At 60.3% G+C, this 14,035-nt stretch carries 14 protein-coding genes, 1 pseudogene and 1 riboswitch; of the genes and pseudogenes, 13 read left to right on the top strand and 2 right to left on the bottom strand.

Going from position 1 to position 14,035, the window contains the following annotated elements:
- Positions 1-8 precede the first annotated feature (8 nt).
- The 11 genes and pseudogenes from N4R57_02765 to nrdF all read left to right on the top strand — a co-directional run bounded on the left by N4R57_02765 (position 9) and on the right by nrdF (position 10,754).
- Positions 9-983: an MBL fold metallo-hydrolase gene (locus N4R57_02765; GenBank protein UYV38045.1), complete on the top strand. Its 975-nt coding sequence runs from the start codon at positions 9-11 to the stop codon at positions 981-983.
- Positions 984-1,015: 32 nt separating this feature from the next.
- Positions 1,016-1,969 (top strand): tripartite tricarboxylate transporter substrate-binding protein, encoded by a 954-nt coding sequence (locus tag N4R57_02760; GenBank protein ID UYV38044.1) that lies wholly within the window; start codon positions 1,016-1,018, stop codon positions 1,967-1,969.
- 55 nt (positions 1,970-2,024) lie between these two features.
- Complete coding sequence (locus N4R57_02755; GenBank protein ID UYV38043.1) at positions 2,025-2,450, top strand: tripartite tricarboxylate transporter TctB family protein; 426 nt, start codon at positions 2,025-2,027, stop codon at positions 2,448-2,450.
- 12 nt (positions 2,451-2,462) lie between these two features.
- The gene (locus N4R57_02750) at positions 2,463-3,965 is read left to right on the top strand and encodes a tripartite tricarboxylate transporter permease (GenBank protein UYV38042.1); all 1,503 of its coding nucleotides are present in this window, start codon (positions 2,463-2,465) and stop codon (positions 3,963-3,965) included.
- Positions 3,966-4,007: 42 nt separating this feature from the next.
- Positions 4,008-4,826, top strand: a complete 819-nt coding sequence (locus N4R57_02745; protein ID UYV38041.1) for a universal stress protein — start codon at positions 4,008-4,010, stop codon at positions 4,824-4,826.
- Positions 4,827-4,875: 49 nt separating this feature from the next.
- A complete protein-coding gene (locus N4R57_02740) occupies positions 4,876-5,226 on the top strand; it encodes a thiamine pyrophosphate-binding protein (GenBank protein ID UYV38040.1) in 351 nt (116 codons plus the stop codon).
- Entirely contained in the window at positions 5,168-6,505 is a 1,338-nt protein-coding gene (locus N4R57_02735; GenBank protein ID UYV38039.1) for a thiamine pyrophosphate-dependent enzyme, read from the top strand. The genes N4R57_02740 and N4R57_02735 overlap by 59 nt, the downstream gene beginning before the upstream one ends.
- A gap of 176 nt (positions 6,506-6,681) precedes the next feature.
- Positions 6,682-6,875, top strand: a riboswitch (cobalamin riboswitch).
- Between the two features lie 106 nt (positions 6,876-6,981).
- Entirely contained in the window at positions 6,982-7,203 is a 222-nt protein-coding gene (gene nrdH / locus N4R57_02730) for a glutaredoxin-like protein NrdH (protein ID UYV38038.1), read from the top strand.
- Positions 7,204-7,229: 26 nt separating this feature from the next.
- On the top strand, positions 7,230-7,655 hold the full coding sequence (gene nrdI / locus N4R57_02725; protein ID UYV38037.1) for a class Ib ribonucleoside-diphosphate reductase assembly flavoprotein NrdI: 426 nt from the start codon (positions 7,230-7,232) through the stop codon (positions 7,653-7,655).
- Positions 7,637-9,769, top strand: a complete 2,133-nt coding sequence (gene nrdE / locus N4R57_02720) for a class 1b ribonucleoside-diphosphate reductase subunit alpha (protein ID UYV38036.1) — start codon at positions 7,637-7,639, stop codon at positions 9,767-9,769. The genes nrdI and nrdE overlap by 19 nt, the downstream gene beginning before the upstream one ends.
- A gap of 34 nt (positions 9,770-9,803) precedes the next feature.
- Positions 9,804-10,754, top strand: a pseudogene (gene nrdF / locus N4R57_02715) (class 1b ribonucleoside-diphosphate reductase subunit beta).
- 53 nt (positions 10,755-10,807) lie between these two features.
- On the opposite strand, the gene N4R57_02710 reads toward nrdF, so the two are convergent.
- The gene (locus N4R57_02710; protein UYV38035.1) at positions 10,808-11,197 is read right to left on the bottom strand and encodes a thiamine pyrophosphate-dependent enzyme; all 390 of its coding nucleotides are present in this window, start codon (positions 11,195-11,197) and stop codon (positions 10,808-10,810) included.
- The gene (locus N4R57_02705; protein UYV38034.1) at positions 11,089-12,540 is read right to left on the bottom strand and encodes a thiamine pyrophosphate-requiring protein; all 1,452 of its coding nucleotides are present in this window, start codon (positions 12,538-12,540) and stop codon (positions 11,089-11,091) included. Before N4R57_02705 ends, N4R57_02710 begins: the two co-directional genes overlap by 109 nt.
- Before the next feature lie 137 nt (positions 12,541-12,677).
- On the opposite strand from N4R57_02705, the gene N4R57_02700 reads away from it, so the two are divergent.
- Positions 12,678-13,415, top strand: coding sequence for an IclR family transcriptional regulator (locus tag N4R57_02700; GenBank protein ID UYV38033.1), 738 nt, complete (start codon positions 12,678-12,680; stop codon positions 13,413-13,415).
- A gap of 27 nt (positions 13,416-13,442) precedes the next feature.
- Positions 13,443-14,033: a 2,4'-dihydroxyacetophenone dioxygenase family protein gene (locus N4R57_02695; protein ID UYV38032.1), complete on the top strand. Its 591-nt coding sequence runs from the start codon at positions 13,443-13,445 to the stop codon at positions 14,031-14,033.
- Positions 14,034-14,035 lie beyond the last annotated feature (2 nt).

Here is a 14,035-nt window from a genome sequence, read left to right as displayed (position 1 = left end):
GAATCGTTATGGTAAACCTGTTAAAGTCACTCAAAAACACGGTGCGCGCTGCCGCGTTGCTGAGCATCGGCGCGGCCGGAGCGGCATCGGCCGAACCCCTGTTCGATGGCTGCCCGTCAGGGCCGATCATCCAGCGCTTTATCGAATTTGGAAAGACGGGCAAAATGCCCCCGGATTTGGGCAAATGGCTCAACACCCCTGCCGATCAATACGTCGAGCCATGGAAACCCTTCGATAATGTCGATTATGTCGGCGTCTGCTGGGTGTCGGCGTGGCTGGTGCACACCGATGACGGCGTAGTCCTGATTGATACGCTCTACGGTCCTTTCAAAAAGACAATCGTTGAGAACATCAAGAAAACCGGCACCAAACTTGAAGACATCAAATATGTGATGATGACCCATGGCCATTTTGACCATGTCGGCGGTGCCGTCGCGCTCAAACCTCTGTTGCCCAACGCAAAATTCATAATGACCAAAGAAGGCTGGGAAGAGGCCGTCACATCCGCAGCCAAATCCCAAGGCGGCCCGCGGGCTTGGGACATGATCGCGCCGGAAATTGTCGTCGCCGATGGTGATGAAATCACCGTGGGCAACAACACCTTCAAGGTCATCGAAACCCCCGGCCACACTTGGGGCACCGCGTCATACCTCTATGACGTCAAGGACGGGACCAACACCTACCGGGCCATCACCATTGGTGGCCTCGGGCTGAACGCAATCGAAGGTCCGCCCCAGATCGAAGCCTACATCGAAAGCGTTGATCGGGTGCGCAAACTGGTCGAATCCCAAGACATGCCAGTTGAAGTGCATTTGACCACACATGGCTTTTCAGCCAACCTCGACGAAAACCGCAAAAAGCTCATGACCCGCAAATCGGGAGAGCCGAATGTGTTCGTCGATCCGCAGGCATTGCTCAATCAGGTCGCCGGCCTGCGCGAACGAGCGGTCAAACGACTCGCACTTGAAAAATCGAAACAGTGAATACAAACGTGAAAACCAAGGGAGGAAACCTTATGAAACTTAAATCAAAACTCATGGCCTTGGCGGCAACCGCCGCAATGGCCCTCGCCGCACCGGCTGTTGCGGATGACTGGGCGCCTGCTGGCCCCCTGACCATTCAGATCGGGTTTGGCGCCGGTGGCTCCACCGATACAATGGGCCGCGTGCTTGCCGAAGTGATGAAAGAAAACACCGGCTGGAATATCGTGGTCGAGAACAAGCCCGGCGGTGGCGGCGTTGCCATGTTCACCGGCCTGTCACAGCGCCCCGTCGACAACCTCACAATCGGTATGGGCGTGAGCATTCCAGTGCACGTTCAACTGGTGCAGCGTGGCGACCAACTGCCGTTTGATGTCTCAAGCTTCGACTACCTCGGCACCGTCGCCAAAGCCGAACTGGCGCTGGTCGCAAGCAAGGACGCCCCCTTTGACGACCTCGAAGGGATGATCGCCCACGCCAAGAAAGAGGGCACCCTGCCCGTCGCCACAATGGCCCCGCCACAGGTGCTGGTGATGAAGCAAACCATGGCCGCCAAGGATGCCAAATTCAATCTGGTCACAGCCGATGGCGGTGCCGAGGTGATGAAGCTCATCCTCGGGGGGCAGGTTCTTGCGGGCTTCGGCTCGGGCGAGCAATACCCCTATCTTGAGTCCGGCGATATGAAGGTGATCGCAGGCGCCAACCAATCCCGCCTCAGCTATGCACCGGACAAAAAGACATTCATCGAATCCGGTGTAAACGCCTATGTCGATCCTGTCTTTTTCCTCGCCATGCGCAAAGGCACTGACCCGGACGCGATCCAAGCGATTGCCGCCGCAATCGAAGAGGCAACCAAGTCTCCTAAGTTCGCCGAGATCGTCCGGAATGCCGTCAAAGGTGACCCCATCAACATGGGCGTCGAGGGCACTGAAAAAATGATGATCGACGGGCTGGCCAACGCCAAGGTGGCTGTTCGCCAAATAAGCTAAACTAAACACTCCGCCGCGCACTGCGGCGGGGTGCTATTTCTCTGGGGAGGGGACGATGACCACAACAGCAGATCGCATATCTGGCTTGTTCTTTATGCTTTTGGGGCTTGCGATGTATTTTTGGGTCAATCCCAACTTTATCGAAACCGTCGAAAGCGGAAATATTGCGCCCGCCACTCTCCCCAATATCATTTCCATTATTCTCGCCATTTCGGGTGCCTACGTGGCAATCAAACCCACGACACATCAAACCCGCAACCCCGTCCTAATGGCCAAAACCGCGCTCTACGTCGCGCTTTTGTGCATCGGCATCTGGGCGATGTCGAAACTCGGCTTTGAATATGTCGCGCCGGGTCTCGCATTGGCAATCATGTGGCTGATAGGAGAGCGCCGCCCCCTGTGGCTTGGCCTCGGAGTGATCGCCATGCCCCTCCTCATCTGGTTCCTCGTTTCCGAGGTGCTGGGCCGCGCGCTGCCCTAAAGGACTCCAGTCATGGTAGAATTTTCGACAATCCTCGCAGGCTTCGCCGACGCCTTTTCGCTCTACAACCTGCTGTTTGTGCTATTCGGTGTCGTGCTCGGGCAATTTGTCGGCGCGGTGCCCGGCATTGGCCCGATTATGGCCATGGCAATCGCCATTCCCTTCACCTTCGGACTTGATCCGCTGCCGGCAATCGCCTTCCTTGTCGGGGTGAACAAGGGCGGCCTTGTTGGCGGCGCTGTTCCCGCCGTGCTGATGAACACCCCCGGCACACCGGATGCCGCCGCAACGGCAATGGATGGCTACCCGCTGGCCAAACAGGGCAAGCCGCTCAAAGCCACCAAAATGGCGCTGTTCTCCTCTGTCACCGGCGACACATTCAGCGACATCGTCCTGATCACCGTGTCTGCCCCCCTCGCGATCTTGGCTCTGAAGATGGGACCGGTAGAGGTCTGCGCGTTGATGATCTTCGCGTTTTCGATCCTCGCAGGGCTGATCGGAAACTCGCTGGCCAAAGGCATCATCGCTGCCTGCCTTGGCCTGCTCGCCGCCTCCATCGGCCAAGACCCCGAAAACTTCACGCCGCGCCTGATCTTTGGCTATTGGGATCTCTTCGGTGGCCTCGCCCTGCCTTCTGTTGCCATCGGGATGCTGGCCATTTCCGAAATCCTGCATCGCCTCTCCGAGGCCCACGGCAACTTGCGCCCCGCCATCGTCGCCAAGGACACCGGCAACCCCGCTGACCGCCGCGTGTCTTGGGCCGAATACTGGTCTTGCCGCTACACCATGCTGCGCGGCGCGACGATCGGCACCATTCTCGGCGCCCTGCCGGGGATCGGCTCAACCGCTGCCGCCTTCATGTCCTACGCCATGACCAAGGCCAGCTCGAAAGAGCCCGAAACCTTTGGCAAAGGCAACATCCAAGGCATCGCCGCATCCGAATCTGCCAACTCCGCTGTGGTCGGCGCCAACCTGATCCCGCTGCTGACGCTTGGCATCCCCGGAAGCGTCGGCGCCGCGCTGATCATCAGCGCCTTCACCATCCACGGCATGCAGCCCGGTCCGCTGTTGTTTGAAAACCAAGGCCGCCTCGTCTACGGCCTTTTCGGCGCGATGATCATGGCAAACTTCGTCAACCTCTGGGTCGGACAACTCGGCCTGCGCCTCTGGGTCAAGGTCGTCTCGGCCCCTGAATCCATCATCTTCTCATCGGCGCTTCTGCTCTGCTTTGTCGGCGTCTCAATGGCCACCAACGGGCTGTTCGGCGTCACGATCATGTTGATCTTCGCGGTCATAGGTTACCTGATGGCAAGCTTCGGCTATTCGCTGGTGATTTTTATCATCGCGTTTTTCCTCGGTCCCCGGTTCGAGAAATCAATCGCCCAATCCCTCGCCTTGACCAATGGCGACCTCACACAGGTTCTAAAAAGCCCAGTCGCCGTGGCCCTGCTGGTCCTGTCGGCGGTCTCGGTCGTCTGGTTCCTCAAGAAAAACGCCCAAGAGAACCCGGCATGACAGCGGCCACGCCGACGCCCCTAACGCGATTGGAAACCCACGATGACGATAAAATCCATCCTGAGCGCCTATAGCGGCGACGCCTCCAAAGGCAGCGGCCTGCGCTATGCCCTGCGTCTGGCAAAACACCATAACGCATGGGTCACCGGCGTTTTGCGGCATAGCCAGAGCGATCTCGAACGCACCCTGCGCGGCTCTGTCCCGAAAAGCTTCCTCAAAACCTTTTTTGACGCCCAGTCCCAGCGCCAAGCGGAAATCGCCGAGCGGTTTCGCACCATCACCGCCGAGGCCGGTTTCGAAGACCGATCCGACTTTGTTGACCTCAACGCCGGCGACGGGACCACCCTTTCCGAATTTGCGCGTGCGTTTGATTTGGTCGTGACCGGCGCGCATTCGCATCTTGAAACCGAAGCGCATCTGTCCGCCAACCCCGACCTGATCGCCCTGCGCAGCGGCCGCCCGGTGCTGGTCATTCCCGACGGCTATGAGGCCGAAGGGCTGGCCGAACACGCGCTCGTGGCATGGGACGGCAAACGCTCCTCCGCCCGCGCGATTGGCGATGCGATGGTTGGCCTTGAAAAGAAAGCCCAAGTCACCCTGCTGACGGTTGGATCACAACAAGCCCCTGGAACGGACTATTTGCTGCGCAACCTCGGGCGTCATGGGATCAACGCGCAAAGCGTTGTTTACCCCCGTAAGGGCTCCATCGCCGAAACCCTCTTATCCGCAGCACAGGACCTGTCCGCCAAACTGGTTGTGATGGGCGCATTCGAACATAGCAAATTCAGTCACGATGTCTTTGGCGGTGTCACAACCGATGTCATTCGTGACGCCAAGGTGCCCGTTTTCCTGTCGCACTAAGCCGACAAATATCGCCTTCAAACCCGCCCGCCGTCAAAGGAATACAAAGTTGCCAGACCAAATAGAATACATGCACCAATCCATCGCCCAAGCCGTGCGCGATCATGACATCGACACCATGTTCGGCCTGGTCGGAGACGCCAATCTCTTCATGGCCAACCACTTTGTAAGCGGCTGCGGCGGAACGCTCGTGCCTGCCGCCCACGAAGGCGGCACAGTCTTGATGGCACAGGCCTATGGCCAAGTGACCGGCAAAACCGGCGTCGCCACCGTCACCCAAGGTCCCCGGCCTGACCAATTGCTTCACCGCGCTGCGCGAAGGCGTGGTTGCCCGCCGCCCTATGGTCCTTTTGTGCGGCGACACGCCCGTCATGGCCCCGTTTCACCCGCAAAACATTGATCAACGCGAAGTCGTCAAAGCCACGGGCGCAGGCTTCGAACAGGTCAAATCACCCGACACTGCCGCGCGTGATGTTGCCACCGCCTTCTACCGCGCCCGCAAGGAACGCCGCCCCATTGTGCTGAACATCCCGTCAGACTTCATGTGGGCCGAGGTCAAACACGAGACCGTCGTTTTCCCCTTCTCCCAACCCGCAACGGTCATCACCCAAGGCTCCGAGCATGAAGAGGCCATCGGCATGATCGCCTCCGCCAAACGCCCCCTGATCCTCGCAGGGGCGGGCGCTGTGTCGGCCAAAGCCAACCTGATTGCCCTGTCCGAACGGCTCGAAGCACCGCTCGCCACCACCCTCAAAGGCACCGGCCTGTTCAAAGGCCACCCCAACAACATCGGCTACTTTGGCACGCTCAGCACAGCAGAGGCCTATGACGTAATCGGCGCTGCGGATTGCGTTATCGTCTTCGGAGCATGGATGCACTTTTTGACAACCGACCGCGGCGAATTGCTAAAAGGCAAACGCGTCATTCAAGTCAACAACAGCACCGCTGATGTCGGCGCATTCTATCAACCCGATGCCGTGCTCATCGCCGACGCGGCTGAAACCGCCGACAACATCCTCTTCTGGATGGACGAAGCCGAAATCGCCCCCTCCGGCTTCTCCAAAGAACTGCCCGCACACGATCTCTCCGTCCACCCGAAAGGCGATGCAACCATCGCCTCAGACGGCTGCATCAATTTCGAATACGCTCTGGACCGCTTGAACGAGGCGCTCCCGGAAAACCGCATCATGCTTACGGATGGCGGGCGTTACATCACCGAGGTCTGGTGCCGCATTGGCGTGCCTGATCCCAACAGCTTCCACATGAGCGATAACTTCGCGGCCATCGGCCAGGGGATGCAGCAAGCAATCGGCGCGGCGCATGGTGCTCCCGACCGTCCTGTTGTGCTCTTCATGGGGGATGGCGGCTTCATGATGGGCGGCGCGAATGAATTCAACACCGCTGTGCGCACGAACCGCGATCTCATCGTGATCATCTGCAATGACTCCGCATATGGCGCGGAACATATCCAAATGCTCGATCGGCAAATGGACCCGTCCCTGACCGAGTTTCAATGGCCTTCCTTCACCGAGGTCGCCAAATCTCTTGGTGGCGAAGGGATAGAGGTCACCTCCCCCGAGGGCCTCGAAGACGCCATCAAAGCGATCGACGAACGCAAAGGCCCGATCATTGTTGAGCTGAAACTTGATCCCAACAAAGTTCCGCGCATGCGGATGTGAGCGGGCCCGCGCGCACAACTGTAATCTAGGTTTGCGTTTGTTGCTGCATGAGCAACAGGCGCACCACCTGCCCACCGCGCACCACAGCCACCCGCATCGGCCCCTGACAACGCCACCATTGCAAATAGTCTCCCCTTTCTGAAAATCTATATATTGACAGCAACACACCATTCACATCTATATGCTGTTGCTTTGGTGTTCGCGACTCGCATCGCGAGCGAATAGGGAAACCGGTGAGACTCCGGCGCTGCCCCCGCAACTGTCAACGGCAAGCCAAGGCCCGAAACCACTGGTGCAACAGCACCGGGAAGGCGGGCCAGAGGCATTCGAGCCGTAAGCCAGGAGACCTGCCAAAGCCAAATGAACGACGACCGCGGACGGAGGGTCCGGGCACGTGATTTTCGGGGCGCAGCACCACGCGCTTCCCTGTCTCGTGTCCCTTTCCCGATCTCTGCTCAAACATTGGAAAGACCGACATGACCATCACCGTTTACTCTAAACCCGCCTGCGTTCAATGCACCGCAACCACTCGGGCGCTCGACGCGCGCGGCCTCGCCTATGACCTCATTGACCTGACACAGGATTCCACGGCGATGGACCGGGTTCAGGCCATGGGCTATCGTCAGGCCCCCGTCGTTGTGGCTGGTGATGATCACTGGGCCGGGTTCCGCCCAGACATGATTAGCCGCCTGTCCTAAGCCGGGCCTGAAGCGGGGGCGCGCGGATGCAGCTTGTCTATTTCTCCGGCGGATCGGGCAACACTGCTCGGCTTGTTGCACGCCTCGGCCTGCCCGCGACGCGCCTGCCTTTGCGCCAGTCTGACCCCCTGCCACAGATCGGTGCGCCTTTCGTGCTGATCTGCCCGACCTACGCCGATGGAATGGGCCGTCACGCTGTCCCCAAACAGGTGATCCGCTTCCTGAACGCACCCGCCACCCGCACCCTGCTGCGCGGCGTTATCGCCGGCGGCAACAGGAATTTCGGCACCACCTTTGCCCGCGCCGGGGATGTCATCGCTGCCAAATGCGGCGTCCCCGTGCTCTACCGTTTCGAACTGGCCGGAACCGACACCGACCTCTCCAACATCCGTTCCGGCCTCGCCCGGTTCGCCGCTGCCCAAAAGGACACCCCATGCTTGATGCAAGCGTAACCGCCGATCTCGACTACCATGCGCTGAACGCGATGCTGAACCTTTACGACGACAAGGGCCACATCCAGTTCGAAGCCGACCGTATGGCGGCCCGCCAGTATTTTCTGCAACATGTGAACCGCAACACCGTGTTCTTCCACTCGCTGGACGAAAAACTGCGCTATCTCATCGACGAAGGTTACTACGACCCTGACGTGCTGGCGCAATATGACCGCGCTTTCCTGCACACAATCTGGGACGCCGCCTTCGCGCTGAAATTTCGCTTCCCCAGCTTCCTCGGCGCGTTCAAATATTACACCTCCTACACCCTGAAAACCCGCGACGGCAGCCGCTATCTCGAACGCTACGAAGACCGCGTCGTGATGAACGCCCTGACTTTGGCACGTGGTGATACCGACCTTGCCATGCACCTGATGAACGAGGTGATCTCGGGTCGCTTTCAGCCCGCAACCCCGACCTTCCTCAACGCCGGAAAAAAGGCACGCGGCGAATTTGTCTCCTGCTTCCTGCTCCGGCTCGAAGACAACATGGAAAGCATCGGGCGCGGCATCAACTCGGCCCTGCAACTCTCCAAACGCGGCGGCGGCGTGGCCCTGATGCTCACCAATATCCGCGAGCACGGCGCGCCCATTAAAGGCATCGAAAACCAATCCTCCGGCGTGATCCCGGTGATGAAACTGCTCGAGGATTCCTTTAGCTACGCCAACCAACTTGGCGCGCGCCAAGGCGCCGGTGCCGTCTATCTCAACGCCCACCACCCCGACATCCTGCGTTTCCTCGACACCAAACGCGAGAACGCAGACGAGAAAATCCGCATCAAAACGCTCTCCTTGGGCGTGGTCATCCCCGATGTGACCTTTGAATTGGCGAAAAAGAACGAAGACATGTATCTCTTCTCGCCCCATGACGTTGAAAAAGTCTACGGCTGCGCCTTCTCCGAGATTTCCGTGACCGAGAAATACGCCGAAATGGTCGATGACCCGCGCATCCGCAAATCCAAGATCAACGCCCGTGCGTTCTTTCAAACCATCGCCGAAATCCAATTCGAAAGCGGCTACCCCTACATCATGTTCGAAGACACGGTGAACGCCGCCAACCCGATTGCTGGCCGCATCGCCATGTCGAACCTCTGTTCGGAAATCCTTCAGGTCAACGAAGCCTCCGAATTCAACGACGATCTAAGCTATGCGCAAATGGGCACCGACATTTCCTGCAACCTCGGTAGCATGAACATCGCCCGCGCCATGGATGGCGGCGATCTGGCCGGCACCGTTGGCACAGCAATTCGCGCGCTCAACGCCGTGTCGGAAATGTCCGCAATCGACAGCGTGCCCTCGATCCGCAAAGGCAACGACCAAGGTCACGCCATCGGTTTGGGCCAGATGAACCTGCATGGCTATCTCGCCCGTGAAAACATCCACTACGGCAGCCCGGAAGGCATCGACTTCACCAATATCTACTTCTGCACGGTGCTGTTCCACGCGCTTACCGCCTCAAACGCGCTGGCCCGCGAACGTGGCCAGATGTTCAAAGGGTTCGAGGCCTCCAGCTATGCCGATGGCACGTTTTTCGACAAATACGTAAGCCAAGACTGGCAACCGGCAAGCGACCGCGTGCGCGACCTCTTCGCCAACTCCGGTATCGCCATTCCATCCCGCGACGACTGGAGCGCCCTGCGCGATGCGGTCATGGCCGACGGGCTTTACAACCGCAACCTACAGGCCGTGCCGCCCACCGGCTCGATCAGCTATATCAACTACGCCACTTCTTCGATTCACCCGATCACCTCGAAAATCGAAATCCGCAAAGAGGGCAAAATCGGGCGCGTCTACTACCCCGCGCCCTATATGACCAACGACAATCTCGACTACTATCGCGATGCTTATGAAATCGGCCCCTACGCGATCATCGACACCTACGCCGCCGCCACCCAACACGTGGACCAAGGCCTGTCGCTGACGCTGTTCTTCCCCGCCGATGCCACCACCCGCGACATCAACCGCGCCCAGATCTACGCATGGAAAAAGGGCATCAAAACAATCTATTACATCCGCCTGCGCCAAGAGGCCCTCACCGGGACCGAAGTGCAAGGCTGCGTTTCCTGCTCTCTGTGAGGCCCGCCATGAAAGACCTGATCACCCCCGCCCCGTTCCTCAAGCCGTCAACTGGAACCGGATCGAAGACGACATCGACCTCGACGTCTGGAACCGCCTCACGGTGAATTTCTGGCTGCCGGAAAAAGTGCCGCTCTCCAACGACATCCAAAGCTGGTCACAGCTGACCGACGATGAACGCCAGCTCACCACCCGCGTTTTCACCGGCCTCACCCTGCTCGACACGATCCAGAACAGCATCGGCGCGCCCACCCTGATGGCCGATGCCATCACCCCGCACGAAGAAGCCGTGCTCAGCAACATCGCCTTCATGGAGGCGGTCCATGCGCGCAGCTATTCTTCCGTGTTTTCAACCCTCTGCCAAACCTCGGATGTCGACGAAGCCTTCCGCTGGTCCGCCGAAAACGAACATCTACAGGCGAAATCCCGGCTGATCCTCGACGAATACGACACCGCCGCGAACCCGCTCAAGAAAAAGATCGCCAGCGTGTTTCTGGAGAGCTTTCTGTTCTATTCGGGCTTCTACCTGCCGATGCATTGGTCCTCGCGCGCGCGGCTGACCAACACCGCCGATCTGATCCGCCTCATTATCCGTGACGAGGCGATCCACGGCTATTACATCGGCTATAAATTCCAGCGCGGGCTGGAACGCCTGCCAGAGGCCCAGCGCACCGAACTCAAGGATTTCGCCTTCTCGCTGCTGTTTGATCTCTACGACATCGAAGCGCGCTATACCGAGCAGCTCTACGACGGGCTCGGCCTAACCGAAGACGTGAAAAACTTCCTGCATTACAACGCCAACAAGGCGCTGCAAAACCTCGGTTTTGAGGCTCTTTTCCCCGATGACGCCTGCAAGGTGAACCCGGCCATCATGGCCGCCCTTTCGCCCAATTCGGACGAAAACCACGACTTCTTTTCCGGCTCGGGGTCCTCCTATGTCATCGGCAAGGCGGTCGCGACCGAAGACGAAGACTGGGATTTCTAAAGGCGCATCCCCAAATACCCCGGCGGCTCATCCCGCCGGGGCGGCGCAACCGCTCAATGCGGCGCAGTCCGTGCAATCGCGATGTTAAGCAGAACCTGCCGCCGCTCGCTAGTCGCCACCTTGATGGCCCGCTCCAACGCAGCAGGAAGATCCGCCCCGTTACTCACCGTCTCGGTCCAGGCGCGGCTGGCCTCGGCGGTGCGGGTGAAATTCGGGCTTGGGCGAAGCGAGGTTAACGGCACCTCATTCGCGGCCCGCGCCGCGCCATCGGGGTATAAACCCTCAACCGAATGGCGCACCGCCCCCCATTCCTCGTTGTTCAGAACCAAAACAATCACCGGCACATCATGCGCCTCGGCCACAAGATGACAGGCGGTCGGGTTGGCGAACATGTAACTTCCGTCGCCCATGGTGGCGAACACCAACCTATCGGGGCACGCCATCTGCGCCCCGATCGCCGCCGGCAAACCCCAGCCAAGCCCCCCGAATGCGGCTCCTGAAAATAGCTGTCAGGCTGGTCCAGATCGAGCGGCATCAAAGGGCAGCCCAACTCGTGAAAGACGGTGGAACGACGGCCATGCTCTTGCGCCTGCACCTTGATCGCCTGCCCCAGACACAGGCTCACCCACTCCTTGCTCATCGGTGCGCCCGCCCCGGCTTGCGCCGCCTTGACGGCACCTGCCCGTGCCGCCTCCGCCGCATCCGCAATCCGCGCACGGCGCGCCACCAACTGCGCGCTCTCGGGCGTCTGGCTCTCCAACACCGCGTTTAGCGCCCCAATCACCCGATCCGTCGGCCCGGCAAGCGTGATATCGGCCGCGAAATTGCGCACCGGCGTGCGGGTAAAAAGCGGGTCCGGCCCGGCATGGATCACCGTCACATCACCGCGCAGGCTGACCTTGTCGGGAAACCACGGCGCCAGCGAATCCAGCACCAGCACCACATCCGCCTCTTGCAGCCACGGACCGGGATCGGCCCCAACCTGACAGGGATGCGACAACGGCATGGCCAACTGGTTCGACCAATAATGCGACAGCGGCAGCGCATAACGCTCGCAAAGCGCCTGAAGCGCGGCAAATCCCGCCGCGTTCCCCGCGCCGCGCTGCGCAATGATCAGCGGATTTTGCGCCCCCGCAAGCGCCTGCGCCGCGCGGGCCAACGCCTCCGGGTCCGGCGCGGTGCTCACCGGCGCCATCCGCGACGGCGCATCCAGCCCCTCAGGCGGGCAAGCCTCGCACAGCACCTCTCGCGGCAGGCTCAAATAGACCGGCCCCTTGGGCGTTGAATTGGCAATCGCCCACGCCCGATCCATCAACTCGGCAATCTGGTCCGCAAAGCGCAGCTCATAGTGCCACTTCGTCGTCTCGCGGATCAACGCCTCCTGATCGAACATCTCCTGACCCCAGCCAATCGGCACCGTGCGCGCCCCGAACCGGGTGTGCTCGCTCACCGGTGTGCGCCCCGACATAAGGATCATCGGCACCTGATCGCACCACGCGTTGATCGCCGCCGTCGCACCATTGGCCAGCCCGACATTGGTATGCAGCAACACCGCCTGCGGGCGCCCCGTCACCTGCCAATACCCATGCGCCATCGACACCGCCGCGTGCTCATGCGGCACAGTAATCGGTGTCGGCAGATCAAGCCCGGCACGGCGCGCCTCCACCAACCCTTCGATGATCGGCGGAAAATCCGTGCCCGAATTGGCAAAGACATAATCCACGCCCAGCGCCTTGAGCTTGCCAAAGATCGCACCGCCTGCGGCAATCGCCGAATTATCTTCCATTCAACACGCCTTTCCCAACGCTTCTTCTGATGCCCCCACCCTGCGCACGCCCTACAATTGCAGATAATGAGATTCTATTTGCATATAGTGAGGTGAAAGGGCAATTTTGGTCAAGTCCCCTAAACGGAGCCTCCCCCATGGCCACCCCGATCAACCTCTCGGTGATGAAAGCTTTCGACGCGCTCGACCTTCTGAACGACGCCCGCCCCGAGCTGACGGTCGAGGTGGTCGCACGCGAATTGCGCCTCTCCAACGCCACCGCACATCGCTTCCTCACGACGCTCGAAGCGGTCGGGGCGCTCACAACCGTGCGCCGTGGCGCCTATGCCCCCGGCCCGCGTCTGGCGCGGCTCGGTCGTATGGCCGAAGACCTCGCCCCCCTGCCGCCGGGGCTTCAACTCTGTTTGGATCGCTTGCAACAGGAGCTGGGTGAATCGGTGATGGCCTGCCGCTTCACCCCGCGCGGGCCGCTCTGCGTGGCGGTGTCTCTGGCGCAGCGCCCGATCTCGGTTCATATCCGCACAGGGACCACGCTGCCAATGCTGCCAACCGCTCAGGGGCGGCTGTTCCTTGCCGGAATGTCGCCCCGCGAACGCGCGCAATGGGCCACCACCCAAGGCACCCCGCCCGAGGAGCTGGCCGCGCTTGAACCGGTTCTCGCCCGCGTGCGCGCCGACGGGCATGCGCTCAATCGCGGCGACAACGAACCCGACATCGCCGCTGTCTCGGTCCCCGTCACACCCACATCGGGGCGCGCCTCGCTGACCCTCTCGGCCTTCGGCACGCTCAGCCGGTTTGACGCACGGTTTACCGCCCGCGCCGAACCCGCCCTGAAACGCGCCGCCACAGACCTCGCCACCGCGATCAAAAGCTAAACCGCCATCAAAACGAGGAGACCCAGAATGCACGACGCCCCCAAGCCCAGTGAAGCCAAGACTGAAAAATCCACCGCCCCCGGATCGGGCCCCGAATCCGGCCCCGAATTCTGGCGCGACCTTAAACCGATCACCAAAGTGTTTCAGCCCGACGCATCGCCCGAAGTCTACCTGCCCAACATCGCCGATGACGACATGCGCTACTATGTGCCCTTCACCGAAACCGTGTTCTCCAAACCGCTCTGGATTTCGCCCAGCAAGAACCAATGGTGCGATGTGCTCATGGCCACCGGGCCGGGGCTGGTGAACCGGCACTACCACCCGCATGAGGTCTTCGCCTACACGATCTCGGGCAAATGGGGCTACCTTGAACACGACTGGATCGCGACCGCCGGTGATTTCGTCTATGAAACTCCGGGCGAAGGCCACACTCTCGTCGCCTACGACCACCCCGACCCGATGAAGGTCCACTTCAAGGTCACAGGCCCGCTGATCTGGCTCGACGAAGATGGCGAACCCGATGGCTATTTCGACGTCCACCAATATATCGCCATGTGCAAGGAGCACTATGAAAAGGTCGGCCTCGGCGCCGCTTATATCGACGGGTTGTTCCGCTAGGC

Source organism: Rhodobacteraceae bacterium D3-12, from assembly GCA_025916135.1.
Taxonomy (GTDB): Bacteria; Pseudomonadota; Alphaproteobacteria; order Rhodobacterales; family Rhodobacteraceae; genus JAKGBX01.
This window is presented reverse-complemented; position numbering and strand designations above follow the sequence as displayed.